General features: G+C 31.7%; 21 protein-coding genes and 1 other RNA gene. 10 read left to right on the forward strand and 12 right to left on the reverse strand.

Translation table 11 applies throughout. The features are described 5' to 3' along the window. Nucleotides 1-45 precede the first annotated feature (45 nt). Nucleotides 46-630 (forward strand): RNA polymerase sigma factor, encoded by a 585-nt coding sequence (locus GQR95_RS10905; protein WP_159023186.1) that lies wholly within the window; start codon nt 46-48, stop codon nt 628-630. Between the two features lie 215 nt (nt 631-845). Here GQR95_RS10905 and nth read toward each other — a convergent pair whose 3' ends face one another. Continuing rightward, entirely contained in the window at nt 846-1,505 is a 660-nt protein-coding gene (gene nth / locus GQR95_RS10910; RefSeq protein WP_159023187.1) for an endonuclease III, read from the reverse strand. Between the two features lie 29 nt (nt 1,506-1,534). On the opposite strand from nth, the gene bcp reads away from it, so the two are divergent. Beyond that, nucleotides 1,535-1,987 (forward strand): thioredoxin-dependent thiol peroxidase, encoded by a 453-nt coding sequence (gene bcp / locus GQR95_RS10915; protein ID WP_159023188.1) that lies wholly within the window; start codon nt 1,535-1,537, stop codon nt 1,985-1,987. Here the strand turns inward: bcp and GQR95_RS10920 are convergent. Then, nucleotides 1,984-2,904 (reverse strand): hypothetical protein, encoded by a 921-nt coding sequence (locus GQR95_RS10920; protein ID WP_159023189.1) that lies wholly within the window; start codon nt 2,902-2,904, stop codon nt 1,984-1,986. The two genes, bcp and GQR95_RS10920, sit on opposite strands and share 4 nt — an antisense overlap. An 87-nt stretch (nt 2,905-2,991) precedes the next feature. Between GQR95_RS10920 and GQR95_RS10925 the strand changes: the two genes are divergently transcribed. Continuing rightward, a complete protein-coding gene (locus GQR95_RS10925) occupies nt 2,992-4,140 on the forward strand; it encodes a cysteine desulfurase family protein (protein WP_159023190.1) in 1,149 nt (382 codons plus the stop codon). A gap of 50 nt (nt 4,141-4,190) precedes the next feature. Here the strand turns inward: GQR95_RS10925 and GQR95_RS10930 are convergent, their stop codons facing one another. Genes GQR95_RS10930 through GQR95_RS10940 form a run of 3 tightly spaced genes read right to left on the reverse strand, consistent with a single transcriptional unit; the run spans nt 4,191 to nt 7,109 of the window. Further along, on the reverse strand, nt 4,191-4,772 hold the full coding sequence (locus tag GQR95_RS10930) for a tRNA-(ms[2]io[6]A)-hydroxylase (protein WP_159023191.1): 582 nt from the start codon (nt 4,770-4,772) through the stop codon (nt 4,191-4,193). Nucleotides 4,773-4,777: 5 nt separating this feature from the next. Beyond that, nucleotides 4,778-5,365 (reverse strand): hypothetical protein, encoded by a 588-nt coding sequence (locus tag GQR95_RS10935; protein ID WP_159023192.1) that lies wholly within the window; start codon nt 5,363-5,365, stop codon nt 4,778-4,780. Beyond that, nucleotides 5,358-7,109, reverse strand: a complete 1,752-nt coding sequence (locus GQR95_RS10940; protein WP_159023193.1) for a DNA polymerase III subunit gamma/tau — start codon at nt 7,107-7,109, stop codon at nt 5,358-5,360. Before GQR95_RS10940 ends, GQR95_RS10935 begins: the two co-directional genes overlap by 8 nt. Nucleotides 7,110-7,256: 147 nt before the next feature. Here GQR95_RS10940 and rnpB point away from each other — a divergent pair. Beyond that, nucleotides 7,257-7,573: RNase P RNA component class A (gene rnpB, locus GQR95_RS10945), an RNA gene on the forward strand. A gap of 85 nt (nt 7,574-7,658) precedes the next feature. Here rnpB and GQR95_RS10950 read toward each other — a convergent pair. The 4 genes from GQR95_RS10950 to GQR95_RS10965 all read right to left on the reverse strand — a co-directional run bounded on the left by GQR95_RS10950 (nt 7,659) and on the right by GQR95_RS10965 (nt 10,477). Further along, the gene (locus tag GQR95_RS10950) at nt 7,659-8,180 is read right to left on the reverse strand and encodes a nuclear transport factor 2 family protein (RefSeq protein ID WP_159023194.1); all 522 of its coding nucleotides are present in this window, start codon (nt 8,178-8,180) and stop codon (nt 7,659-7,661) included. 188 nt (nt 8,181-8,368) lie between these two features. Continuing rightward, entirely contained in the window at nt 8,369-8,926 is a 558-nt protein-coding gene (locus GQR95_RS10955) for an RsmD family RNA methyltransferase (protein ID WP_159023195.1), read from the reverse strand. Next, nucleotides 8,926-9,747, reverse strand: coding sequence for a DUF3822 family protein (locus GQR95_RS10960; protein ID WP_159023196.1), 822 nt, complete (start codon nt 9,745-9,747; stop codon nt 8,926-8,928). The genes GQR95_RS10955 and GQR95_RS10960 overlap by 1 nt, the downstream gene beginning before the upstream one ends. Further along, nucleotides 9,731-10,477, reverse strand: coding sequence for a hypothetical protein (locus GQR95_RS10965; RefSeq protein ID WP_159023197.1), 747 nt, complete (start codon nt 10,475-10,477; stop codon nt 9,731-9,733). Before GQR95_RS10965 ends, GQR95_RS10960 begins: the two co-directional genes overlap by 17 nt. A gap of 128 nt (nt 10,478-10,605) precedes the next feature. On the opposite strand from GQR95_RS10965, the gene GQR95_RS10970 reads away from it, so the two are divergent. Next, nucleotides 10,606-12,033 carry an ATP-dependent RecD-like DNA helicase gene (locus tag GQR95_RS10970; RefSeq protein WP_159023198.1) on the forward strand — a complete coding sequence of 476 codons (1,428 nt, stop codon included), beginning with the start codon at nt 10,606-10,608 and terminating at the stop codon, nt 12,031-12,033. Nucleotides 12,034-12,339: 306 nt separating this feature from the next. Here GQR95_RS10970 and GQR95_RS10975 read toward each other — a convergent pair whose 3' ends face one another. The 3 genes from GQR95_RS10975 to GQR95_RS10985 all read right to left on the reverse strand — a co-directional run bounded on the left by GQR95_RS10975 (nt 12,340) and on the right by GQR95_RS10985 (nt 15,542). Beyond that, on the reverse strand, nt 12,340-13,290 hold the full coding sequence (locus GQR95_RS10975) for a D-2-hydroxyacid dehydrogenase (RefSeq protein ID WP_159023199.1): 951 nt from the start codon (nt 13,288-13,290) through the stop codon (nt 12,340-12,342). A 50-nt stretch (nt 13,291-13,340) separates the two neighbouring features. Beyond that, the gene (gene serC, locus GQR95_RS10980; RefSeq protein ID WP_159023200.1) at nt 13,341-14,405 is read right to left on the reverse strand and encodes a 3-phosphoserine/phosphohydroxythreonine transaminase; all 1,065 of its coding nucleotides are present in this window, start codon (nt 14,403-14,405) and stop codon (nt 13,341-13,343) included. Nucleotides 14,406-14,483: 78 nt separating this feature from the next. Further along, nucleotides 14,484-15,542, reverse strand: coding sequence for an acyl-CoA reductase (locus GQR95_RS10985; protein WP_159023201.1), 1,059 nt, complete (start codon nt 15,540-15,542; stop codon nt 14,484-14,486). Between the two features lie 68 nt (nt 15,543-15,610). Between GQR95_RS10985 and GQR95_RS10990 the strand changes: the two genes are divergently transcribed. The 5 genes from GQR95_RS10990 (at nt 15,611) to GQR95_RS11010 (ending at nt 22,719) form a co-directional block, all read left to right on the forward strand. Next, on the forward strand, nt 15,611-15,964 hold the full coding sequence (locus tag GQR95_RS10990) for a 4Fe-4S dicluster domain-containing protein (RefSeq protein WP_159023202.1): 354 nt from the start codon (nt 15,611-15,613) through the stop codon (nt 15,962-15,964). Nucleotides 15,965-16,564: 600 nt separating this feature from the next. After that, on the forward strand, nt 16,565-17,659 hold the full coding sequence (gene ychF, locus GQR95_RS10995) for a redox-regulated ATPase YchF (protein WP_159023203.1): 1,095 nt from the start codon (nt 16,565-16,567) through the stop codon (nt 17,657-17,659). Between the two features lie 127 nt (nt 17,660-17,786). Further along, complete coding sequence (locus GQR95_RS11000; protein ID WP_159023204.1) at nt 17,787-19,652, forward strand: DNA topoisomerase IV subunit B; 1,866 nt, start codon at nt 17,787-17,789, stop codon at nt 19,650-19,652. Further along, a complete protein-coding gene (locus tag GQR95_RS11005) occupies nt 19,642-20,124 on the forward strand; it encodes a hypothetical protein (RefSeq protein WP_159023205.1) in 483 nt (160 codons plus the stop codon). The genes GQR95_RS11000 and GQR95_RS11005 overlap by 11 nt, the downstream gene beginning before the upstream one ends. A 6-nt stretch (nt 20,125-20,130) precedes the next feature. Continuing rightward, complete coding sequence (locus GQR95_RS11010; RefSeq protein ID WP_159023206.1) at nt 20,131-22,719, forward strand: DNA gyrase/topoisomerase IV subunit A; 2,589 nt, start codon at nt 20,131-20,133, stop codon at nt 22,717-22,719. The last annotated feature ends 73 nt before the right edge of the window (nt 22,720-22,792 follow it).

A 22,792-nucleotide genomic window follows, 5' to 3' on the forward strand; every position in this document is an offset into this window, starting at 1 on the left:
TACATTAAGAAGATCTACCTTCTTTTGTTTTAAAAGGAATTGATTATGCAAAAAGAACTTATTACTGATGCTGTATTAGTAAACAATTACATACAAGGAAACGAATATGCTTTAGAAACTCTTATCATAAGGCATAAACAGAAAATTTACAGTTTTATTTATTCTAAAGTTTTTGATAGAGATGTGGCTGAAGATATTTTTCAAGACACCTTTATTAAAGTTATAAACACCCTTAAAATGGGTAATTATAATGAAGAAGGGAAATTTATTCCTTGGGTAATGCGTATTGCTCATAATCTTGTTATAGATCATTTTAGAAAGAACAATAGGATGCCAAAATTTGATAATTCTGGTGAGTTTAGTATTTTTTCTGTTTTAAGTGATTCGTCTTTAAATGCAGAAAAACAAATTATAAAAGATCAAGTAGAATCTGATGTTAGAAGGTTAATTGATGAATTACCAGCAGATCAGAAAGAAGTGATTTTAATGCGTATGTATAATGATATGAGTTTTAAAGAAATTTCGAACAAAACTGGAGTTAGCATAAATACAGCCTTAGGAAGAATGCGTTATGCATTAATAAATATGCGTAAAATTATAGAAAAGCATAATATGGTTCTGGTTAATTAATACAATAAAGTAAATAAATGTTCGTTATAATATAAATTTAAAAATATTATAGATGGCTAAACTTTACTCGAAGACTTCATGTCAAATTAATTTAAACCCCAAAAAAGAAACTTTAAAATTTCTTTTTGATTATTCAAAATCATTACACATTGTAAATTGTAATAAGCAAAAGTTAAAAATTAGCATAAACTAAATAAAAAAAAAGTCCTGATAATTCAGGACTTTTTTGATTTATAGTATTTATCGATTTCAGATTTCCGACCAATAGTTTTTGTAATAATGTCTTTGTCTAAATCCCAACCGCGTGCTGGTGAATATTGGCGTCCATACCAAATAATTTGTAAGTGCAAGTCGTTCCATAAGGCTTCAGGAAATAAACGTTTAGCATCTTTTTCGGTTTGAACTACATTTTTTCCGCTACTTAAATTCCATCTGTACATTAAACGTTGTATATGTGTATCTACAGGAAATGCAGGAATACCAAAAGCTTGAGATAATACTACAGCAGCTGTTTTATGGCCAACAGCGGGTAATTCTTCCAGTGCTTCGTATGTTTTAGGGACTTCACCGTTATACTTGTCTATTAAAATTTGAGATAATCCATGTATACCTTTACTTTTCATAGGCGATAAACCTACAGGTCTAATAATATTACGAATCTCTTCAACAGTAAGTTTTACCATATCAAAAGGATTATCGGCCTTTTTAAATAGTAGTGGAGTAATTTGGTTTACACGCACGTCTGTACTTTGCGCAGACATTAACACAGCAATAAGTAAAGTATAAGGGTCTTTATGATCTAAAGGAATTGGAATTTCTGGATATAAATCTTTTAATGTATTTATAACAAACTCTACTTTTTCTTGTTTAGTCATTATTGTATTTTTGTATAAATTTAATAAATATGACAACTTTAAAAATAGGAGACAAAGCTCCAGATTTTTCTGCCAAGGATCAAGATGGCAATATAATTTCTTTAAACGATTATAAAGGTAAAAAATTAGTGATTTTTTTCTATCCTAAAGCAAGTACACCGGGTTGTACAGCAGAAGCTTGTAACTTAAGAGATAATTATGAGCGTTTTAAAGCTTTAAATTATGAAATTCTTGGTGTAAGCGCAGATAGTGAAAAACGCCAAACTAATTTTAAAACAAAAAATGAATTTCAATATCCTTTATTAGCCGATGAAGACAAAAAGGTAATCAATGCTTTTGGTGTTTGGGGACCTAAAAAATTCATGGGACGAGAATATGATGGTATACACAGAACCACTTTTGTAATTAATGAAGAAGGTGTTATTGAAGACATTATCTTAAAAGTAAAAACAAAAGCACATGCCGATCAGATTTTAGATTAAAAATCTGGTGTCACATAACGTTCAGTCTCTGTGTCATCATCATCTAAAGTTCCTAAATAAAACACGTCTTGACTCACACCTGGTAATTGAATATTGGTAAGTACAGTAGTTACCTCATAAGATTGCTCTATGGTGTGTTGTCTATAGGCTGTTGCAGGAACTGTTGTTGCTACATCTGGATTTAAATAATCTGCACCAATACTACTAAATGTAATATCATTAGCAGGATTTTGGTCTTGTGTTTTATTTTCTTCATCTCTGGTTAATACACCATCTCCATCATCATCATCATCTAAATAATCAGGAATACGATCCTCATCTGTATCTAAAGAGTCTACAAAATCTCCTTCATCTTCATCGTAATTAGGAGATTCACTACTTGTTTTTATGTTATCACCATCATCATCATCATCTAAATAATCAGGAATTCCATCTCCATCTGTATCTGTAGGATTGGTACTCGGATCATTATCTCCATCTAAATTTTCATCTTCAACATCTGCAGGAATACCATCGTTATCATCTTCTGTTAAAATAGTTGTAATTGTAGCTTCACCAGATGTGCTTTCTAAATCTGTTGTAATTGTTACGTCAGAAGACGGAACGTCGTTACAAAAATAATCTGAAGCATCTGCATCGTATGCACGATAGTTAAACGGATTTGAAGAACTAATGTCTATAGTTGTTACAAGTGTATTATCGTCTTCGACTTCTAAAAGGTCAGCAAGTGTAAGTTCCGGATCTGTAATTTGTAAGGATAAAGATTCGTAGGGATCATCTTTAGTATTAAAAAATACGAGCTCGCCACAACTTTCATACGTACTGTCAAAATCAAAATCAGCAGTGATAATATCACCATCGTCACAAGACAATACAGAAAATAAACTTAAGCAGAAAATAACCGATAACTTACGCATAGAAATTAATTTAGCTGCAAAAATAATGATTTGATAAATTATAATTAGACTTATTGAAAATAATTTTAATTGGAGTAAATTTGCGGTATGAAAAAGGTATATTTTGATAGTGCTGCAACTTCCAAAATTAGAGAAGATGTTATTGTAAAAATGACAGATGTAATGACAGAAGTTTATGGAAATCCGTCCTCATCTCACAGTTTTGGTCGTGCTTCTAAAACGATAGTAGAAACAGCTAGAAAGACTATTGCCAAGGAATTAAACGTAACCGCTGCCGAAATTTTCTTCACTTCTGGCGGAACTGAAGCTGATAATTTAGTGCTTCTAAGTGCTGTAAGAGATTTGGGAGTAACACGAATTATTACATCTAAAATTGAACATCACGCCGTTTTACACACTGTAGATTTTTTAAAGAAAAACTATAAAATTGAAGTAAATTATGTCCCTTTAGATGTTAAAGGAAACATAAATTTTGAAGCATTGCAGACTTTATTAAGTCAGTCTGAAGAAAAAACATTGGTAAGTTTAATGCATGTAAATAACGAAATAGGAACTGTTTTAGACCTAAAACGTGTAGCCCAACTTTGCCAGTCTAAGAATGTACTTTTTCATTGTGATACTGTACAATCTGTAGGACATTATACAATAGATTTACAAGATATTCCTGTAGATTTTATTGCGTGTAGTGCTCATAAATTTCACGGACCAAAAGGTGTTGGGTTTGCTTTTGTAAGAAAACATTCTGGTATACATGCTACGATTCATGGAGGCGAGCAGGAGCGAGGTCTAAGAGCAGGAACAGAATCTATACATAATATAGTAGGACTAGAAACTGCTTTTAAATTAGCTTATAAAAATTTAGAATCTGATCGTGAATATATTACAGCTTTAAAGGCGTATTTTATTTCAGAGTTAAATAAAGCTTTTCCGGAAGTTACATTTAATGGAGATTCGTCAAACTTGGAGCAAAGTGCCTATACAATATTAAATGTATGTTTTCCTTTTGAAGCTCATAAAACACAATTACTTTTATTTCAATTAGACTTAAAAGGGATTGCATGTTCTAGAGGAAGTGCTTGCCAAAGCGGAAGCCAGAAAGGATCTCATGTTTTGGCAGAGATATTAAATGAAGATGATTTTAATAAACCATCTATCCGTTTTTCGTTCTCTCATTACAATACAAAAGAAGAAGTAGATTATGTGGTTAACGTTTTAAAGGAATTTGCAAACAAATAAATAAAAGTCCTCCTGAAAATTAATTTTTAGGAGGACTTTTTATGTTTTAATTACCCGTGAATTGTTTCACTTTTACTTAAATCGGCCATGATTTCAGCTTCAAAATCTAAAAGATTTTGCCATTTTTCATTAACTTCATCTTTATTCCCGTATTGTCGTGCAAAACCTAAAAACATGGTGTAATGGTTGGCTTCACTAACCATTAAATTTCTATAAAATTCTGCTAATTCTTTATCTTTTAATTCTTCAGATAATAATCTAAAACGTTCACAACTTCTAGCCTCTATTAAAGCGGCATAAAGTAATCTGTGTACCAATTGTGTGGTTCTGCTTCCGCCTTTAGGAAAAAATGTAATGAGTTTTAATACATATTCATCTTTTCTGTCTCGACCTAAAACCCAACCATTGGCTATTATTTTATCGTGAACCATTTTAAAATGACTAATTTCTTCCTTTACTAAAGCTACCATTTCTTGAACTAACTCTGTATATTCAGGAAAACTAACAATTAATGAAATGGCAGTACTTGTTGCTTTTTGTTCGCAATAGGCATGATCTGTTAAAATGTCTTCCACATTTTTTTCTACGATATTTACCCATCTTGGATCTGTTGGTAATTTTAAGCCTAACATACTCTTTAAATTTTAGTTGTAGTTTCAGTGATTTTGTAATCTCCAGTTTTAGAAATAGTAAGTAAAAAAGATTTATTTTGCTTAGCGTCTTCTGGTTTGCTGTATAAAATATTTAATAAAACAGTTTCTTTAGAAGAAACATGATCGTCGTCTATCCAAATACTTTTTAAAATATATGGTTGAAGTAATTCAGATGTATTTTTTATATTATCTGAGATAAATGTTTTTGAAATGGTTTGACTAAATATGTTTTTATTTTCAACTTTTACAGTAACATCTGCTATAGCATTTCTATAAAATGTTTTAATATGTAAACTATCCTTAATTTTAGATTTAAGAATATTAGATGTCATATCCGGATACGTTTTTATGTGTACATTATACCCCGTGTGTAAAATAGTATCGGTTACTGTTTCATAAACATTTTCAGGGACATAATTTATGCGCTCAGAAAAGGAGGTAAGCATGTCTTTGTTTGCTAAAATTTGCATTGGATCCTGATGTGATTTGTCACGTCCATCACAACTTGAAAATGTAATAATTAAAAGCAGTACTAAAAAACAAAAACTATTTTTAATAGGAGTTTTAAACATCTAAATCGAACGTTTTTCTTAAAAGCTCTAAGCTAGGATTTTTTTCGCACATTTTCTCGAATTTTTCACGAGGCGTATAAGCGTATTGTTTTTCCTTTTCTTCATTAATTTTAATGTCTAAGCTGACTTCAAAATTATTTAAACGTTTTCGTATAAAACTCATTAAGTGAAACTGACTTCTTTCCACTTCAACTTTGTTGGTCTGATTAGGGTATACAACGGTCATGGTTGTTTTTCCTTTTAATTTTGGTGTGTCTATAGATAAAATAGAAGCTAAATTATGCTTCCCTTCAGCTTCAAGTACACTTACAAAATCTTTCCAGGCAGTTTGCATATCTTCTTCAGTAAAATCGTCTGTGGGTAGATTTACTTCATCATAAACAACTTCATTTTGTTTAATTTCATGCTCTTTTTTTGCACGAATGCTTTTTAAAGATAATCCAGAAGTACGTTTGTTGTCTTTAGATAATACAATTTTTGGAATAGTTGAATCTGAAAATTGAGAAGTCACTGCTTTTTTTGCAACAGGAGTTGGTTGTGATGCAACTTTAACTGGTTCTTTCTTAACTTCTTGATTATTAGTGTTTGGAGTAGTAGGTTTATTAATCTGAATAGGAGTAATACCCTTTGCTCTGAAATAAGAAGGTGGAATTATGAAGCGTTTGCTATTTTTTTTTTCTCCATCAAAAGTGATAGAGGCAAGCTGCATGAGGCAAAGTTCGACTAAGAGTCGCTGGTTTTTACTGGTCTTATACTTGAGATCGCAGTCGTTGGCGAGCTCTATACCTTTCAGTAAAAGAGCTTGAGGCGATTTGTTTGCCTGTTCCAGATATTTCTGCTTCGTTTCTTCTCCTACTTCTAAGAGTTCTACGGTTTGTGGAGTTTTACAGACTAATAGATCTCTAAAATGAGACGCTAAACCTGCAATATAATGTTGGCCGTCAAATCCTTTAGACAGCGTATTGTTTAATTGTAATAATAGTTGTGGAATATTGTTTTCTAAAATAAAATCTGTACTTGTAAAGAAGGTTTCGTAATCTAAAACGTTTAAATTTTCTGTTACGGCTTGTCTGGTTAAGTTTTTACCGGAAAAACTAACTACACGATCAAAAATTGAAAGTGCATCACGCATAGCGCCATCTGCTTTTTGTGCAATAATATGCAAAGCATCATCTTCTGCAATAACTCCTTGCTCTTTAGCAATATATTTTAAATAATTTTTAGCGTCTTTAACAGTAATACGTTTAAAATCGAAAATCTGACATCTAGATAAGATGGTAGGAATGATTTTGTGTTTTTCTGTAGTCGCTAAAATAAAGATACAGTGTTTTGGTGGCTCTTCTAAAGTCTTTAAAAAGGCATTAAAAGCGGCCTGAGATAACATGTGTACTTCATCAATAATATAAACTTTATATTGACCTATTTGTGGTGGAATTCTAACTTGATCGGTTAGATTTCTAATATCATCTACCGAGTTGTTAGAAGCAGCATCTAGTTCAAAGACATTAAAAGCAAAATCTTCATCAAGATTATCACCTTCACTATCTTTACTATTAATCATTTTAGCAAGTATACGTGCACAACTTGTTTTTCCAACACCACGAGGTCCTGTAAATAGTAGTGCTTGTGCTAAATGATTATTTTCTATGGCATTTACTAAAGTATTGGTAATAGCTTGTTGCCCAACTACATCTTTAAATGTTTGGGGTCTATATTTACGAGCCGATACTATAAAATGTTCCATAGAAATACTTAGAACAACAAAGTTAAAAATTCGGGCTATATTTTAAAGTTATGTCCGTTAAAATTAACATGAGTTATTAACAATTTTCACAAATTTAATAAAAGCGAGTTTTATAGTATACGTTGGTATTTATTGTATTTTTGCGGTCAAGTAAATCGCCTTATCGCTATTCTATTTATAGAGTGGAGGAAAGTCCGGACACCGTAGTGCAACATAGTGGTTAATGGCCACCAGTCGTGAGATTAGGAAAAGTGCAACAGAAAGTATGTACAGGTAATGCTGTAGTGAAACCAGGTAAACTCTATGTGGTGCAATGCCATGTATACCAATGCTTGAGGGCGGCACGCTCGATTGTTGGAGGGTGGGCAGCTAAAGTGTATTAGTAATAATACATTCAGATAAATGATAAGGGCTTTTTCTTTTTAGAAAAAGTACAGGATTCGGCTTATAGATTTACTTAAATAAACAAGCCCTTTTTTAGTTTATAAAAAAGGGCTTTGTTTTAATATTGGTTGGTTGGTTATAAAAAAAATATTGGTTGGTATTATACTATTTATCTTCTTCTAACGTTTTTTCTAGTTTTTCTAATTTTTCTGAAGCTAAATCTTCAAAAGCGACATAACCTGGTAAATTATCCCAATAGCTGTATTCTTTTACAATTTTTCCGTCTTTAAATAAGAAACGAGAAATAATAGGAATTTCAATTTGTTTGTTACTTCCTTTAAGAGTGCCTTTCCAATGTGCCCAACTATTTACCCATTTTTCTCCTTCATCATTAATTATCATTTCGCACTTAATACCTTCTTTAAAGTTGTAATCTTCAATATACGAACGACTATCTTTTCCTTCTGTTATAAGATTTGCGACAGGTCTAGACTCAAAAGAGTTTTCGAAAATTTCTGCATCTTCAGAATATAAATCTTTTAAACCTTCATAATTTCCGTCTTCAAAATATTTATGTAATGTTTTTATTGTTTCAATCTCAGGAGACGAAGTTGTATATTGTTTTACAGGTTCTTTACAAGAAGTCATTACAACTAGAGAAAAAGCAAATAAAAATATTTTTTTCATAATTAAAGCATTAAAAGCTCTATAAAATTACATCTTTTATATTAATTTTAACAAAAATTATGATATTATTTTTTAAATTAATTTTAAAACGTTTGAGTTGTAGTGCTATTTCACTCGTTTTCTTAGGTTTAATTTATTGATTTACAGTATTATATTAAAAAAAAAAACAAGAAGATGTTTACTTTTAACTAATCTTCAGTCGTACTTTCTGGTTTTTTAAAAAAGCTAAACATGTTTCCTCCATAACTTTTAGAATAGTTGTAATATTCTAAATTAGATAAATCTGTATGTTTAGAATGCTCTACAACTAAAAGACCTTCATCTTCTAATAAATTATTTTTAAACACCAATTCTGGAATTTTAGAAAATTCTTCTAAAGGAAAGGCGTAAGGCGGATCTGCAAATATTATAGTTGCTTTAATTGTGGTTTGTTCTAAAAACTTAAATACATCGCTTTTTATAACTTCAATGGGCATTTCAAAACCTTCTGCAGTTTCGCTTATAAATTTTGTACAGCCTAATTCTTGATCTACACACGTTATTTGTGTTGTCCCTCTAGAGGCAAATTCATAGCTTATACTTCCAATACCTCCAAATAAATCAAGCACAGAAATATCATCAAAATAATATGTATTATTTAAAATATTAAATAGGGCTTCTTTAGCCATATCGGTTGTAGGGCGAACGGGTAGCTTTTTAGGAGCTGTAATTCTTCTTCCTTTGTATAATCCAGATATTATTCGCATTAAAAACTATTTAAGATGATAAACTCGGCATGTTGAGTTTTTGGTTGTTTATTAAAGGTGAAATTATTTTTATGCTTACCAAATGATACATGGCGAACATATTTATAAGCAATATCGTATAAATCGCTATTTTCTTCTATGTCTCCCACAAAAACTAATGGAATAGTTTCTGGGTTTAGTTTTAATTGTTCTAAAGTGAATAGTAGATAATAAATAAAATCTTCTTTACTGCTATATTCAAAAGAATTATAAAACTGTAACATACCAGTTGCTACGCTTAATATTTCGAAATTTTTAGGGCCAACATGAATGTATAACTTTGGTTGGTCTGCATTTTTCTCTATTTGTAAGATACTTTCTATTAATACTGTAGAGAAATGTTTAAACGTAAATTCGCCAAATTGTTCGTAAATAAAATTATTTACGTTTACGTAAGGCACGTAAACATTTATACTATCGTTTATTTCTATTGCATCAAAAGTAATGAAATCTGATTTTAAAATTTTAGAGTTGTATTTTAAATAATCAGCTAAACGATCTTTACTAAATAGGGGACTAGGGACTAAGGTAGATAATTCGTTACTATGAATAATTTGTATGTTACTAAATTCTTGTTGCAAGCATGTTTCGTTTTCAAATAAAGATTTTACATGCTCTAATAATCTGTATGGTGTTTCGTGCTTCTTAAAATCTTTATGATTTAAAACTTCAACCTCTTGTGTTTCTGAATTTAATATACAAAAAGAAAGTCCACTCAAACTAATTTGAATGGACAATTCTATATGTGTTGTATTATGTGTGCTATTATTCGTCGTCGCCATAAGTTTTAGGCCAGTTTCCGTTTGTTTTAACTTCAGACATAGATCCTACCATTAAAGCATCTCCGTTTACATCGTCTACCGCAATTACTTGGTTTTCTTGAACAACTAAATCTGGATCTTGGTCGAAAAGGATAACACTTTTCTTAACAGAAGATTCAAATACAGGAATCTTAATATCGTTTTGATCTATAGTTCCAGCTTCCATTTTAAATTTAGCACCTTCTGGTCCAATGCCTTTAGGAAGATTCATCATGGTTTTATAACGAGGCGATGTTTTGAATAAAGAATCTTTTACAGAAACAAAACCTAGCGTATCAATAATAATAATATCTTTTGTAGTTTCTACACCACCATATCTCTTTGTCATTTCTTCGTCAATTATAGTAGAATCACGACGTTGAGTAATTGTATATTTTGCTGTATCAATAAATTTAATTAAATGTTCAAAATCTCCTGCAAATTTACCTGTAACTTGTTTGTGAGCTAATTGAGCATCTCTAATGTCAATAAGTTTTTCAATTACTGCTGCATAACGCTGTTTCTTAATTTTGTTAAATTGAATTGGCGTGTATACCGACATGTACGTTTGGTATCCCAAAAAGGCGATAAGTGCCCATAGTGCAATAATTATAACAGGTTTTAAACTAGTTGGTAAAAATTTGTCAATCAGCCAAACTAAACCAATCGTTAGCAGGATAGAAGCAACTGCAATAAGAATTATTGTAAGCATAGTGTTTTTTGTTAATTAAATTTTATTTAAGGTCTAACGCAAATCTACAATTTTTTTTTATTCGTAAAAACCTAAGAGAGTAAAAATCATTACTATCTTTGAATAAAATTTTTTATGAAGTCCCATAAATGAATACATCTCAATTTTATTCCCTTATAAAACAGGCATTTCCGTTCAATCCAACCGCGAAACAAAATATTGTATTAATTCAATTATCTGAATTTATTTTTAATACCAACCCAAAATCACTTTATGTGCTAAAAGGGTACGCCGGAACAGGTAAAACCACGATAGTCAGCACTATAGTGAGTAATTTGTGGCAAATTAAGAAAAGTGCTGTGCTTATGGCTCCAACCGGTCGTGCAGCTAAAGTTATTTCTAATTATTCTAAAAAAGAAGCATTTACAATACACAAAAAGATATACTTTCCTCGTAAAGATAAAGGTGGAGGCGTAAAATTTGTGCTGCAACCAAACAAACATAAGGACACTATTTTTATTGTTGATGAAGCTTCAATGATATCTGATACTGCAGGAGAATCTAAACTGTTCGAAAACGGTTCGTTGTTAGACGATCTAATGCAATATGTGTATAGTGGCCATCAATGTAAATTATTATTAATAGGAGATACAGCGCAGTTACCACCAGTAAAATTAGATATTAGTCCGGCATTAGAACCTGAAGCTATTAGTTTAAATTACGATAAGGAAGTTGTTAGTATTGAGTTAGATGAAGTGGTTAGACAAAATCAAGATTCTGGAATTTTATTTAATGCCACTATACTTAGAGAAACATTATCTGGTGAGTTTTTTGAAAGTTTTAAGTTTGATGTGAACCCTTTTAAAGACATTATCCGGCTAGTAGACGGTCAGGAAATAATGGACGCAATAAATGATTGTTACAGTGATTTAGGAAACGAAGAGACTGCAATTATTGTTAGAAGTAACAAGCGCGCAAACCTTTATAATCAGCAAATTAGGAATCGTATTTTATTTAATGAAAACGAACTTTCTGCGGGCGATTATTTAATGGTTGTTAAGAATAATTATTATTGGTTAAAACCATCTACAGAAGCAGGATTTATTGCAAATGGTGATATTGTTGAAGTCTTAGAAATTTTTTCAATTAAAGAATTATACGGTTTTCGTTTTGCTGAAGTGAAAGTAAGAATGGTAGATTATCCGCGAATGATTCCTTTTGAAACCGTGTTGCTTTTAGATACCATTACTGCAGAAACACCTTCATTGCCTTATGAGGAATCTAATAGGTTATATCAAGAAGTGATGAAAGATTATGAAGATGAAACCAGTAATTATAAAAAATTCACGAAAGTAAAATCTAATAAGTTCTTTAATGCCTTACAGGTTAAATTTTCTTACGCCATAACTTGCCATAAATCTCAAGGTGGACAGTGGAATACTGTTTTTGTAGAGCAACCGTACTTGCCAAATGGTATAGATAAAGATTACTTACGTTGGTTATATACGGCTGTAACGCGTGCTAAAGAAAAACTTTATTTAATAGGTTTTAAAGATGATTTCTTTGAAGAAGAGTAAAGTGTGTTGAGATTCTATTTAAAGCGATTCTAGGCTTTAAAAAACATATTTATTTATATAATTTTACTTCTTTCTTAACCTATTAAGAGGAGCTTTCTTTTGTAAGATTGTTTGCTACTCGTTAATCTTGAATTGTTTTAAGCACTCAAGGTTAATTATTAACCGTGACTCATGTTTCTTAATTAGGTCTGATTTTTAAACAAATTCAGAATAACGGTGAAAAATTAACGAAAAATAAAACGCATAAAAAAAACCGTCTAAATAACTTCAGACGGTTTTTAATAAAAATTTATATTTTAAATAGACTTATAAAAGAATGCTAGCAATTTGTTGTGCTAATTCTGTTCCAATTCTATCTTGTGCTTCATTTGTCGCAGCACCAGTGTGAGGTGTTAACGATAAAGCGGGGTTCATTAATAATCCCATTTCTGGTTGTGGTTCTTTTTCGTAAACATCTAGAGCGGCTCTAGAAATTTTACCACTTTCAATTGCTTTAACAAGAGCAATTTCATCTACAACACCACCACGAGCAGCGTTAACTAAAATTGCACCATCTTTCATGCTGTTTAATTCAGCTTCACCAATTACGTAGCCATCTTGTGCAGGTACGTGTAGTGTTAAGAAATCTGCTTGTTTTAAAACATCTTCTTTAGATATTGTTTTGATTTCAAAACTTACTTTTTGTCCATCAAAAAATTCTAATTCTAAATCAGCTTTTTCTAAGAAAGGATCGAAAGCAACAACTTTCATTCCTGCTCCTAAAGCAACTTTAGCTGTAGCTTGACCAATACGACCAAAACCTAAAACACCTAATGTTTTTCCTTTTAATTCAGTTCCTTTAGCGTAAGCTTTCTTTAAACCTTTAAAGTTTTTGTCTCCTTCTAAAGGCATTTCTCTGTTAGAGTTATGTAAGAAACGAGATAAACCATATAAGTGACCAAATACTAATTCTGCAACAGAGTGAGAAGAAGCTGCTGGTGTATTAATAACTTTTAATCCTTTTTCGCGAGCATAAGCAACATCAATGTTGTCCATACCAACACCCCCACGACCAATAACTTTTAGGCTAGGGCAGGCGTCTATTAAGTCTTTACGTACAGTAGTTGCACTTCTAACTAATAATACATCGATTTGGTTTTCGTTTATGTAATTGATTAATTGTTCTTGTGCTACCGTTGTTGTGATAACTTCAAATCCATCTTTTTCTAAGGCATCAATTCCGCTTTGAGAGATACCGTCGTTTGCTAATACTTTCATAAGATTTGTCGTCATTTTTAAATGACTGATATTTTATTGATTAATATTTATTATGCTTTTCTTTCTAATTCACTCATTACTTCAACTAAAGCACCTACACTACTTAAAGGTAAAGCATTGTACATAGAAGCTCTGTAACCTCCAACACTTCTATGTCCGTTAATACCGTTCATTCCTGCTTCTTTTGCCATTGCGTCAAAAGTTGCAGTTAACTTATCGTCTACTAAATTAAAAGTCGCATTCATGTTAGAACGATCTTCTTTAGCAGCAAATCCTTTAAATAAAGGATTTAAGTCTATTTCAGAATACATTAACTGTGCTTTCTTTTCGTTTTCTTTTTCTATAGCAGCAATTCCACCTAAATCTTTTAACCATTGTAAGGTTAACATAGAAGTGTAAACTGCAAAAACAGGAGGTGTATTAAACATACTGTCTTTGTCTATAAAATTTTTGTAGTCTAACATAGAAGGAATTTTTCTAGTTACTTTTCCTAACATATCTTCTTTAATTACAACTAAAGTTGTTCCTGCAGGTCCCATGTTTTTTTGAGCTCCAGCATAAATAAGATCGAATTTAGAAAAATCTAATGTTCTAGAAAATATATCACTACTCATGTCGCATACCATTGGTACTGGACTAGTAGGGAATTCTTTTATTTGTGTACCAAAAATAGTGTTGTTAGATGTACAGTGGAAATAATCTAAGTCTGAAGGTACAGTATATCCTTTTGGAATATAGTTGTAGTTTGCATCTTTAGATGAAGCTATTTCTGTAACATCTCCAAAAAGTTTAGCTTCTTTTATAGATTTTGCAGCCCAAGTTCCTGTGTTTAGATAACCTGCTTTGTTTTCTAATAAATTGTAAGCAGCCATTAAAAATTGAGTACTTGCGCCACCTTGTAAAAATAATGCTTTGTAGCCTTTACCTTCTAAGCCTAGTAATTCTAAAGCTAAAGCACTTGCAGTATCCATAACTTCTATAAATGGTTTACTTCTGTGCGATATTTCTATTAAAGATAAGCCGCTGTTGTTAAAGTCGATTACGGCTTCTGAAGCTTTTAGTAAAACTTCTTGAGGAAGGATACAAGGGCCAGCACTAAAATTGTGTTTTTTCATTATTTCGATTATTATGTGATAAGCACAAAGGTGCTAAATAATTGATGAATTTATATAATAAAATTAATATTTTTTATGCTAAATTTTTAATAAAAACTCCACAGTATCAACGTTATCTGCATAATCCCATAGGTTTGGCGTTTGTGTGTTTCCGAAAACAATTTCGTAATCGATAAGATTCTTAGAAACAATACATTGGATGTCTGTTTTTCTTGAATTTAAATGCTTTTTAAGCTCAATTACATCGTTGTAGTATTCATAGAATATAGTTGCAATAGGAGAAGAGAAGCTAGAGTCTTCTTTAATCATTAAGAATCCATTTTCTAGTATATCAAATTCACTCATTAAGTATACAGCCTTGTTGTAATCGTAATTATTAGCGTATTTATGGTCGTTAATAACGTCTTTCCATTTATACATGGCTTGAAAAAAGTTTTGAAAATCATAATCTTTAGGAACATATAATTTAGATACATTTCTGCAACCTAATCCATAATATCTAAAAATATCCTCTGCTAGACCTTCTAATTCTTCATTGTTTTCGTTTCCTGTAAGTATAGCAACAGAATTTCTGTTTTTTCTTATTATAGAAGGTTTGTCTTTAAAATAATATTCAAAATAACGTGCAGTATTATCGCTTCCTGTTGCTATTACGGCATCGAAATTTTCTAATTTACCTTCAATAAAAGTGATTTTAGATTTAAATTCTGGTTCTACATGTTCTAAATATTTCGCTAAAAAAGGAAGAAGATGCTTGTCGTTAGACGATTGCTTTACAACAACGTCGTGCCCAGAAATTAGCACCGATATAAAATCGTGAAAACCTACTAACGGAATATTTCCTGCCATAATAATCGCAACCTTTTTTGGGGGAACTGTATTAAAGTTATACTTCTCTAACCAGGTGTTAATATTGTTTTCTGTTAAAGATTTAGCCCATCCATTTAAAGAGAAGTTTAAATTGTCTGTATTAAACCATCTATTGTTTTCTTGAGCTAGTTTTAGTTGATGCTTAAAGCCGTCAAAAAATAAATCATTAAAAGGAATATTTTCTTTTTTCTGAATATTTTTGTCTGAGAACTGACTTATAAAATCACCTAATTTTGAAAAAGCTTTAATTCTTTGCTTTAAATTCATAGTCTAATTTGGTTATGAAAGGTTTTGGCTTTAATTTAGCCGCACAAAGTTAGAAAAAGAAAAACGCTATGGCAATTATAATAACAGACGAATGTATAAATTGTGGTGCATGTGAACCAGAATGCCCAAATACAGCGATTTATGAAGGCGCAGACGATTGGAGATATAAAGACGGAACAGGTTTAGATGGTTCTGTTGTGCTTCCTAATGGGAAACAGGTTGATGCCGATGAGTCTCAAGAACCTGTAAGTGATGAGATTTATTATATCGTTCCAGATAAATGTACTGAATGTAAAGGGTTTCATGAAGAGCCACAATGTGCAGCAGTATGCCCTGTAGATTGTTGTGTTCCGGATGAAGATCACGAAGAAACAGAAGAGCAATTATTAGGGAAACAACGTTTTATGCATCCTAATAATTAAATCATTAAGATTATATGTTAACAAAAAGCCGAGCATTTGCTTGGCTTTTTTGTTTTCTAAAACTACTGCCTTCTAAATTTCATCCTAGTCTGGGAAGTAAATATCCTTTGTCAGATTTTTTTTTTTTTTTTTTTCATTATTCTAGCCATCTAATTGATTAAAAGGGCAGGTGTTGAGTTTTCTGTAAGCTTATGGTTTAAACTTAAATCTGTAGCTAAAAGCGCTTCATAAATATCTATATCGTCTTCTTTTTAACGTTTGCTTCTGTAGAAAAAAAAGATAATAGAAGAATCTTTCTGTTAAAAACCGTGTAGCTTCACTTCATTTAATGGTGTAAAGATACGTTTACATCTAATTTAAATATCTTATACCTTATATTAACCTCGAATTTATACTTGGCAGCGTTAATGCTTGTAATTTATTTAAGTTTCTTTTAATGAGGTGTTAAATAAGAGTTTAAGCGATGTTATATGGCCTTAAGCTAGCCTGTATTGGTTTGATTGCTTTTTATAAAAATAAATTCATATAATTACTTACATTTGCACTCGCAAAAACCAAAGGCTTGGTTCTTGTGTCTTTAACCTAATTACCTAAAGAAAAATGAAAGCAGGAATTGTAGGATTACCAAACGTTGGAAAATCAACTTTATTTAATTGTTTATCTAATGCTAAAGCGCAAAGTGCAAACTTTCCATTTTGTACTATCGAGCCAAATATTGGTGTGGTAAATGTACCAGATCCAAGACTTGAGAAGCTTGAAGAATTAGTAAATCCAGAACGTGTTTTACCCGCAACTGTAGAGATTGTAGATATTGCCGGTTTGGTAAAAGGAGCAAGTAAGGGTGAAGGTTTAGGAAATCAATTCTTGGCAAATATTAGAGAAACAGACGCAATTCTTCATGTTTTACGTTGTTTTGATAATGATAATATTGTGCATGTAGACGGAAATGTAGATCCAATTCGAGACAAGGAAACTATCGACATGGAATTACAGTTGAAAGATTTGGAAACAGTTGATAAAAAACTTGAAAAAGTTAAACGTGCAGCAAAAACAGGAAATAAAGAAGCTCAAAAAGAAGAAGCTGTCTTGTTAAAGATTAAAAATAATTTAGAGGCAGGTGTTTCTGTTCGTGCACTTGAATTTGAAGAAGATGAATATTTAGAATTTGTAGAACCTTCTCAGTTTATTACAGCAAAACCAGTAATGTATGTATGTAATGTAGATGAGGCTGCTGCGAATTCAGGAAATGCGTATGTAGATCTTGTAAAAGAAGCAGTAAAAGATGAAGATGCTGAAGTTTTAGTTTTGGCAGTCGGAACAGAAGCAGATATTAATGAGTTAGACGATTTTGAAGAGCGCCAGATGTTTTTACAAGATATAGGTTTAGACGAGCCTGGAGCATCAAAATTAATTCGTTCGGCATATAAATTATTAAATCAACAAACATATTTTACGGCAGGTGTAAAAGAAGTTCGTGCTTGGACAATAGATATCGGAGCAACAGGACCACAAGCAGCCGGAGTAATTCATACCGATTTTGAAAAAGGATTTATTCGTGCTGAAGTTATTGCTTACGAGGATTTTGTAACCTACGGAAGTGAAGCAAAAGTGAAAGAAGCAGGAAAAATGAGAGTAGAAGGAAAAAATTATGTTGTTAAGGATGGAGATGTTATGCATTTCTTATTCAACGTTTAACATTTAATTTTGAATTTATAATAAAAAGCCAATGTGAAAACATTGGCTTTTTTGTTAATAAATACTAGTGTTTGTGTTTTATTTTTGATGCCGAAATGTTATATTAGCGTCTCATCTCTAAAAATCTATGCTAGACCAAACCGATTATACCGAAGATAATATACGTTCATTAGACTGGAAGGAGCATATTCGTATGCGACCGGGGATGTATATTGGTAAGCTTGGAGACGGATCTTCTGCAGACGATGGTATCTATATTCTTTTAAAAGAAGTATTAGATAACTCTATTGACGAGTATGTCATGGGGGCAGGTAAGACCATAGAAATTTCTATTCAGGGTACTAAAGTTATTGTTCGTGATTACGGACGAGGAATTCCTTTGGGTAAAGTTGTAGACGTGGTGTCTAAAATGAATACTGGAGGAAAATATGATTCTCGAGCGTTTAAAAAATCTGTAGGATTAAATGGTGTTGGTACAAAAGCAGTAAATGCACTGTCTTCTTATTTTAGAGTAGAATCTTCTAGAGACGGAAAATCGGCTTCAGCAGAATTTGGACAAGGAACACTTAAAGATCAAGAGTTTTTAGAAGAAACCACAAGACGAAAAGGGACTAAGGTTTCTTTTATTCCTGATGAAGCTATTTTTAAAAATTATAAGTATAGAAACGAGTATGTTTCTAAAATGCTTAAAAACTATGTGTATTTAAATCCTGGTTTAACCATCGTTTTTAATGGTGAAAAATATTATAGCGAAAATGGATTACAAGATTTATTAAGCGAAAATATTAAAGAGAGTGATATGGTTTACCCTATTATCCACTTAAAGGGAGACGATATAGAAGTTGCTTTAACACACAGTAAAACACAGTATTCTGAAGAATATCATTCTTTTGTAAACGGACAAAATACAACGCAAGGTGGGACGCATTTAGCTGCATACCGAGAGGCTGTTGTTAAAACTGTTCGCGAGTTTTATGGTAAAAATTACGATGCCTCAGATGTTAGAAAATCTATTGTAACAGCTATTGCAATAAAAGTAATGGAGCCTGTTTTTGAGAGTCAGACAAAAACAAAATTAGGATCTACAGATATGGGAGGCGACCTGCCAACGGTAAGAACGTATATAAACGATTTTATAAAAACATATCTGGATAACTTTCTTCATAAAAATGCAGATACAGCGGAAAAAATTCAGCGTAAAATTCTTCAAGCCGAACGTGAGCGTAAAGAATTGTCTGGAATTAGAAAGTTAGCAAAAGATCGTGCTAAAAAGGCGAGTCTTCACAATAAAAAATTAAGAGATTGTCGTGTTCATTTTGGAGATATTAAAAACGAACGTAATTTAGAGTCAACTTTGTTTATTACAGAGGGAGATTCGGCTTCGGGAAGTATCACAAAATCACGAGATGTAAATACGCAAGCTGTATTTAGTTTAAAAGGGAAGCCTTTAAACTGTTATGGTTTAAGCAAGAAAATTGTATACGAAAATGAAGAATTTAATTTACTTCAGGCGGCTTTAAATATTGAAGAGTCTATGGAGGATTTACGATATAATAATATTGTAATCGCTACAGATGCCGATGTAGATGGGATGCATATTAGATTGTTATTAATAACATTCTTTTTACAGTTTTTTCCAGAAGTTATAAAAGAGGGGCATTTATATATTTTGCAAACGCCATTATTTAGGGTGCGTAACAAAAAACAAACGGTTTATTGTTATTCAGAGCAAGAACGTGTAAATGCTATAGAATTGCTAAAGCCAAAACCGGAAATTACTCGATTTAAAGGTTTGGGAGAGATTTCTCCAGACGAGTTTAAGCATTTTATTGGCGGAAGTATTCGTTTAGAACCTGTAATGTTAGATAAAGAGATGTCTATAGAAGAATTATTAGGATTCTATATGGGTAAGAATACACCAACACGCCAGCAATTCATTATAAATAATTTAAAAGTTGAAATAGATTTAGTAGCAGAAAAAAATGAGAACTGATAATGGGAAAGTAAAAAATACTATAATTTCAGTATACTTCGTATTAATTGTCTTGGTTATTCTTATGGCTACGGTTTTTAGTGCATTTAGTCATTTAACAGATTATGTCTGGCTGTCTTTTACTGTTGTTTTTTTAGTATTTATAGGTATGTTTTTAGCTGTATATTTAGTGGCTAAGTATTTTGAATATGATAGCGATGGTATTAAAGTTGTAGTTACTAATAAGGGATTATTGTTGTCGGAAAAATTTAATTATAGAACTCATGAAGTCGAGTTTAATAAAGAAGATTTAGTTGGTTTTAAATTTAAAAACTATTTCATATACAAATGTTTAGTACTGCATATTAGAAGTAAAAGTAGAGGTTTTATAAAAGAACGTTTTAATACAACTTTGGTGACGCATAGAAAGCGAAAATATATTAGACAGTCTTTAAGTAAAATGTTAAAAAATAATAGTTCAAATAAAGAGTAAGTATTAATGATTGAAAGCGATAACGACGAATTAAATACTAATCTTCCAGAAGACCAAGAGACGATTACTAAGGTAACCGGAATGTTTAAAGATTGGTTTTTAGATTATGCATCTTATGTTATTTTAGAACGTGCAGTGCCTGCCATAGAAGATGGTTTTAAGCCTGTCCAGCGTAGAATTATGCATTCTATGAAAGATCTGGATGATGGTCGTTATAATAAAGTCGCCAATATTGTTGGACATACTATGCAGTATCACCCACACGGAGATGCTAGTATTGCAGATGCGATGGTGCAAATCGGACAGAAAGATTTGTTAATCGATACTCAGGGAAACTGGGGGAATATTTTAACAGGAGATAGTGCTGCTGCTTCTCGTTATATCGAAGCACGTTTGTCTAAATTTGCTTTAGATGTTGTTTATAATCCAAAAATTACGGAATGGCAAGCTTCTTATGATGGTAGACGAAAAGAGCCAGTAAATTTACCTGTTATGTTTCCGTTATTGTTAGCGCAAGGAGGAGAAGGAATTGCAGTAGGATTATCTACCAAAATTTTACCACATAATTTTATAGAGTTAATAGAAGCTTCTATTAAGCATTTAAAAGGAAAGCGCTTTACAATTTTGCCCGATTTTCCAACAGCAGGAATTGCAGATTTTACAAATTATAATGATGGATTGCGTGGTGGTCGCGTACGTGTACGTGCTAAAATTTCGCAATTAGATAAAAATACATTGGTAATTACCGAAATTCCTTTTGGTACCAATACAACTACGCTTATAGATTCTATTCTTAAGGCAAACGATAAGGGGAAAATAAAAATTAAAAAGATTGAAGATAATACAGCTGCTCATGTAGAGATTTTAGTGCATCTGCCGGCTGGAATTTCTCCAGATAAAACCATAGACGCTTTATATGCTTTTACAAGTTGTGAAAGCTCTATTTCGCCTTTAGGTTGTGTTATCGAGTATAATAAGCCTTTATTTGTTGGTGTTTCGGAAATGCTTCGTCGCTCGACAGATAATACGGTTCAGCTTCTTAAAAGTGAATTGGAAATTAAATTAGGTGAATTTGAAGAGTTGTGGCATTTTGCTTCGCTTGAACGTATTTTTATTGAAAATAGAATTTACCGCGATATTGAAGAAGAAGAAACTTGGCAAGGTGTAATTGAAGCGATCGATAAAGGATTAAGTCCTTTTACAAAACACTTAAAAAGACCAGTTACTGAAGATGATATTGTAAGGTTAACAGAGATTCGAATTAAGCGTATTTCTAAATTTGATATTGATAAAGCGCAACAAAAAATTGATGCATTAGAAGATCAAATAGCTGAAGTAAAACATCACTTAGCGAATCTAATCGACTATGCTATAGCGTATTTTGTTAGATTAAAAAAAGAATACGGAGAAGGTCGTGAGCGTAAAACTGAAATCAGAATTTTTGATGATGTAGATGCGACTAAGGTAATTATAAGAAACACAAAATTATATGTAAACCGTGTTGAAGGATTTGTAGGAACGGCCTTGAAGCGGGATGAATATATAGGAGATTGTAGTGATATTGATGATATTATTGTGTTTACCAAAGAAGGTAAAATGATGGTTACAAAGGTTGATACTAAAACTTTTGTAGGTAAAGATATTATTCATGTTGCTGTCTTTAAGAAAAAAGACAAGCGTACTATTTATAATATGATTTATCGAGATGGTAGCAAAGGGCCTACGTATGTTAAGCGTTTTGCTGTAACTGCAATCACTCGAGATAAGGAATACGATTTAACAACGGGAGCTAAAGGTTCTACAGGGTTGTATTTTACTGCAAATCCAAATGGAGAGGCAGAAGTTGTAACTGTTTTATTGCGCCAAGTTGGAAGTATTAAGAAATTGAAATGGGATTTAGATTTTTCAGATATTTTAATAAAAGGAAGAGCTTCTAAAGGGAACTTGGTAAGTAAATTCCCAATTAAGAAAATAGAGCTTAAAGAAAAAGGAGTGTCTACATTGAAACCTCGTAAAATATGGTTCGACGATACGGTACAGCGTTTAAATGTTGATGGACGTGGAGAATTGTTAGGAGAATTTAAAGGAGAAGATCGTTTGTTAATTATTACGCAGTCTGGTTTAATTAAAACAATTCTGCCAGAGTTAACATCGCATTTTGACAGTGATATGATTGTGCTTGAAAAATGGATCCCTAACAAGCCAATTTCTGTAATTTATTATGAAGGAGAAAAAGAACGTTATTATGTAAAACGTTTTATAGTTGAAAATGAAAATAAAGAAGAGGTGTTTATTTCTGAGCATGATAAATCGCGTTTAGAAATAGTTTCTACAGATTGGTTGCCTATTGCAGAGATTGTTTTTGGTAAAGAGCGTGGTAAAGATCAGAGAGAAGATCAGTCTATTAATCTTGAAGAGTTTATTTCTATAAAAGGAATTAAAGCCCTAGGAAATCAGCTTACTACAGATAAAGTAAAACAAATTAACTTATTAGAATCCTTACCTTATGAAGTTGAAGAGGAAAACGATACTGATGATGTAGATGTAGAAGGTGAAGACGATTCTAGCGACGATTCTGAGCCAACATTGTTTTAGTAAAAAAGAATAATATTAAAAAAATCAGCTAAAGAACATGCGTTCTTTAGCTGATTTTTTTTGTTTAAAATAG

Origin of the sequence: Formosa sp. L2A11 (assembly GCF_009796865.1) — a bacterium.
Taxonomy (GTDB): domain Bacteria; phylum Bacteroidota; class Bacteroidia; order Flavobacteriales; family Flavobacteriaceae; genus Formosa.

Coding starts and splice junctions, on each gene's coding strand:
- GQR95_RS10905 (WP_159023186.1), top strand. CDS start 46: ATGCAAAAAGAACTTATTACTGATGCTGTATTAGTAAACAATTACATA.
- nth (WP_159023187.1), bottom strand. CDS start 1,505: ATGACTAAACAAGAAAAAGTAGAGTTTGTTATAAATACATTAAAAGAT.
- bcp (WP_159023188.1), top strand. CDS start 1,535: ATGACAACTTTAAAAATAGGAGACAAAGCTCCAGATTTTTCTGCCAAG.
- GQR95_RS10920 (WP_159023189.1), bottom strand. CDS start 2,904: ATGCGTAAGTTATCGGTTATTTTCTGCTTAAGTTTATTTTCTGTATTG.
- GQR95_RS10925 (WP_159023190.1), top strand. CDS start 2,992: ATGAAAAAGGTATATTTTGATAGTGCTGCAACTTCCAAAATTAGAGAA.
- GQR95_RS10930 (WP_159023191.1), bottom strand. CDS start 4,772: ATGTTAGGCTTAAAATTACCAACAGATCCAAGATGGGTAAATATCGTA.
- GQR95_RS10935 (WP_159023192.1), bottom strand. CDS start 5,365: ATGTTTAAAACTCCTATTAAAAATAGTTTTTGTTTTTTAGTACTGCTT.
- GQR95_RS10940 (WP_159023193.1), bottom strand. CDS start 7,109: ATGGAACATTTTATAGTATCGGCTCGTAAATATAGACCCCAAACATTT.
- GQR95_RS10950 (WP_159023194.1), bottom strand. CDS start 8,180: ATGAAAAAAATATTTTTATTTGCTTTTTCTCTAGTTGTAATGACTTCT.
- GQR95_RS10955 (WP_159023195.1), bottom strand. CDS start 8,926: ATGCGAATAATATCTGGATTATACAAAGGAAGAAGAATTACAGCTCCT.
- GQR95_RS10960 (WP_159023196.1), bottom strand. CDS start 9,747: ATGGCGACGACGAATAATAGCACACATAATACAACACATATAGAATTG.
- GQR95_RS10965 (WP_159023197.1), bottom strand. CDS start 10,477: ATGCTTACAATAATTCTTATTGCAGTTGCTTCTATCCTGCTAACGATT.
- GQR95_RS10970 (WP_159023198.1), top strand. CDS start 10,606: ATGAATACATCTCAATTTTATTCCCTTATAAAACAGGCATTTCCGTTC.
- GQR95_RS10975 (WP_159023199.1), bottom strand. CDS start 13,290: ATGAAAGTATTAGCAAACGACGGTATCTCTCAAAGCGGAATTGATGCC.
- serC (WP_159023200.1), bottom strand. CDS start 14,405: ATGAAAAAACACAATTTTAGTGCTGGCCCTTGTATCCTTCCTCAAGAA.
- GQR95_RS10985 (WP_159023201.1), bottom strand. CDS start 15,542: ATGAATTTAAAGCAAAGAATTAAAGCTTTTTCAAAATTAGGTGATTTT.
- GQR95_RS10990 (WP_159023202.1), top strand. CDS start 15,611: ATGGCAATTATAATAACAGACGAATGTATAAATTGTGGTGCATGTGAA.
- ychF (WP_159023203.1), top strand. CDS start 16,565: ATGAAAGCAGGAATTGTAGGATTACCAAACGTTGGAAAATCAACTTTA.
- GQR95_RS11000 (WP_159023204.1), top strand. CDS start 17,787: ATGCTAGACCAAACCGATTATACCGAAGATAATATACGTTCATTAGAC.
- GQR95_RS11005 (WP_159023205.1), top strand. CDS start 19,642: ATGAGAACTGATAATGGGAAAGTAAAAAATACTATAATTTCAGTATAC.
- GQR95_RS11010 (WP_159023206.1), top strand. CDS start 20,131: ATGATTGAAAGCGATAACGACGAATTAAATACTAATCTTCCAGAAGAC.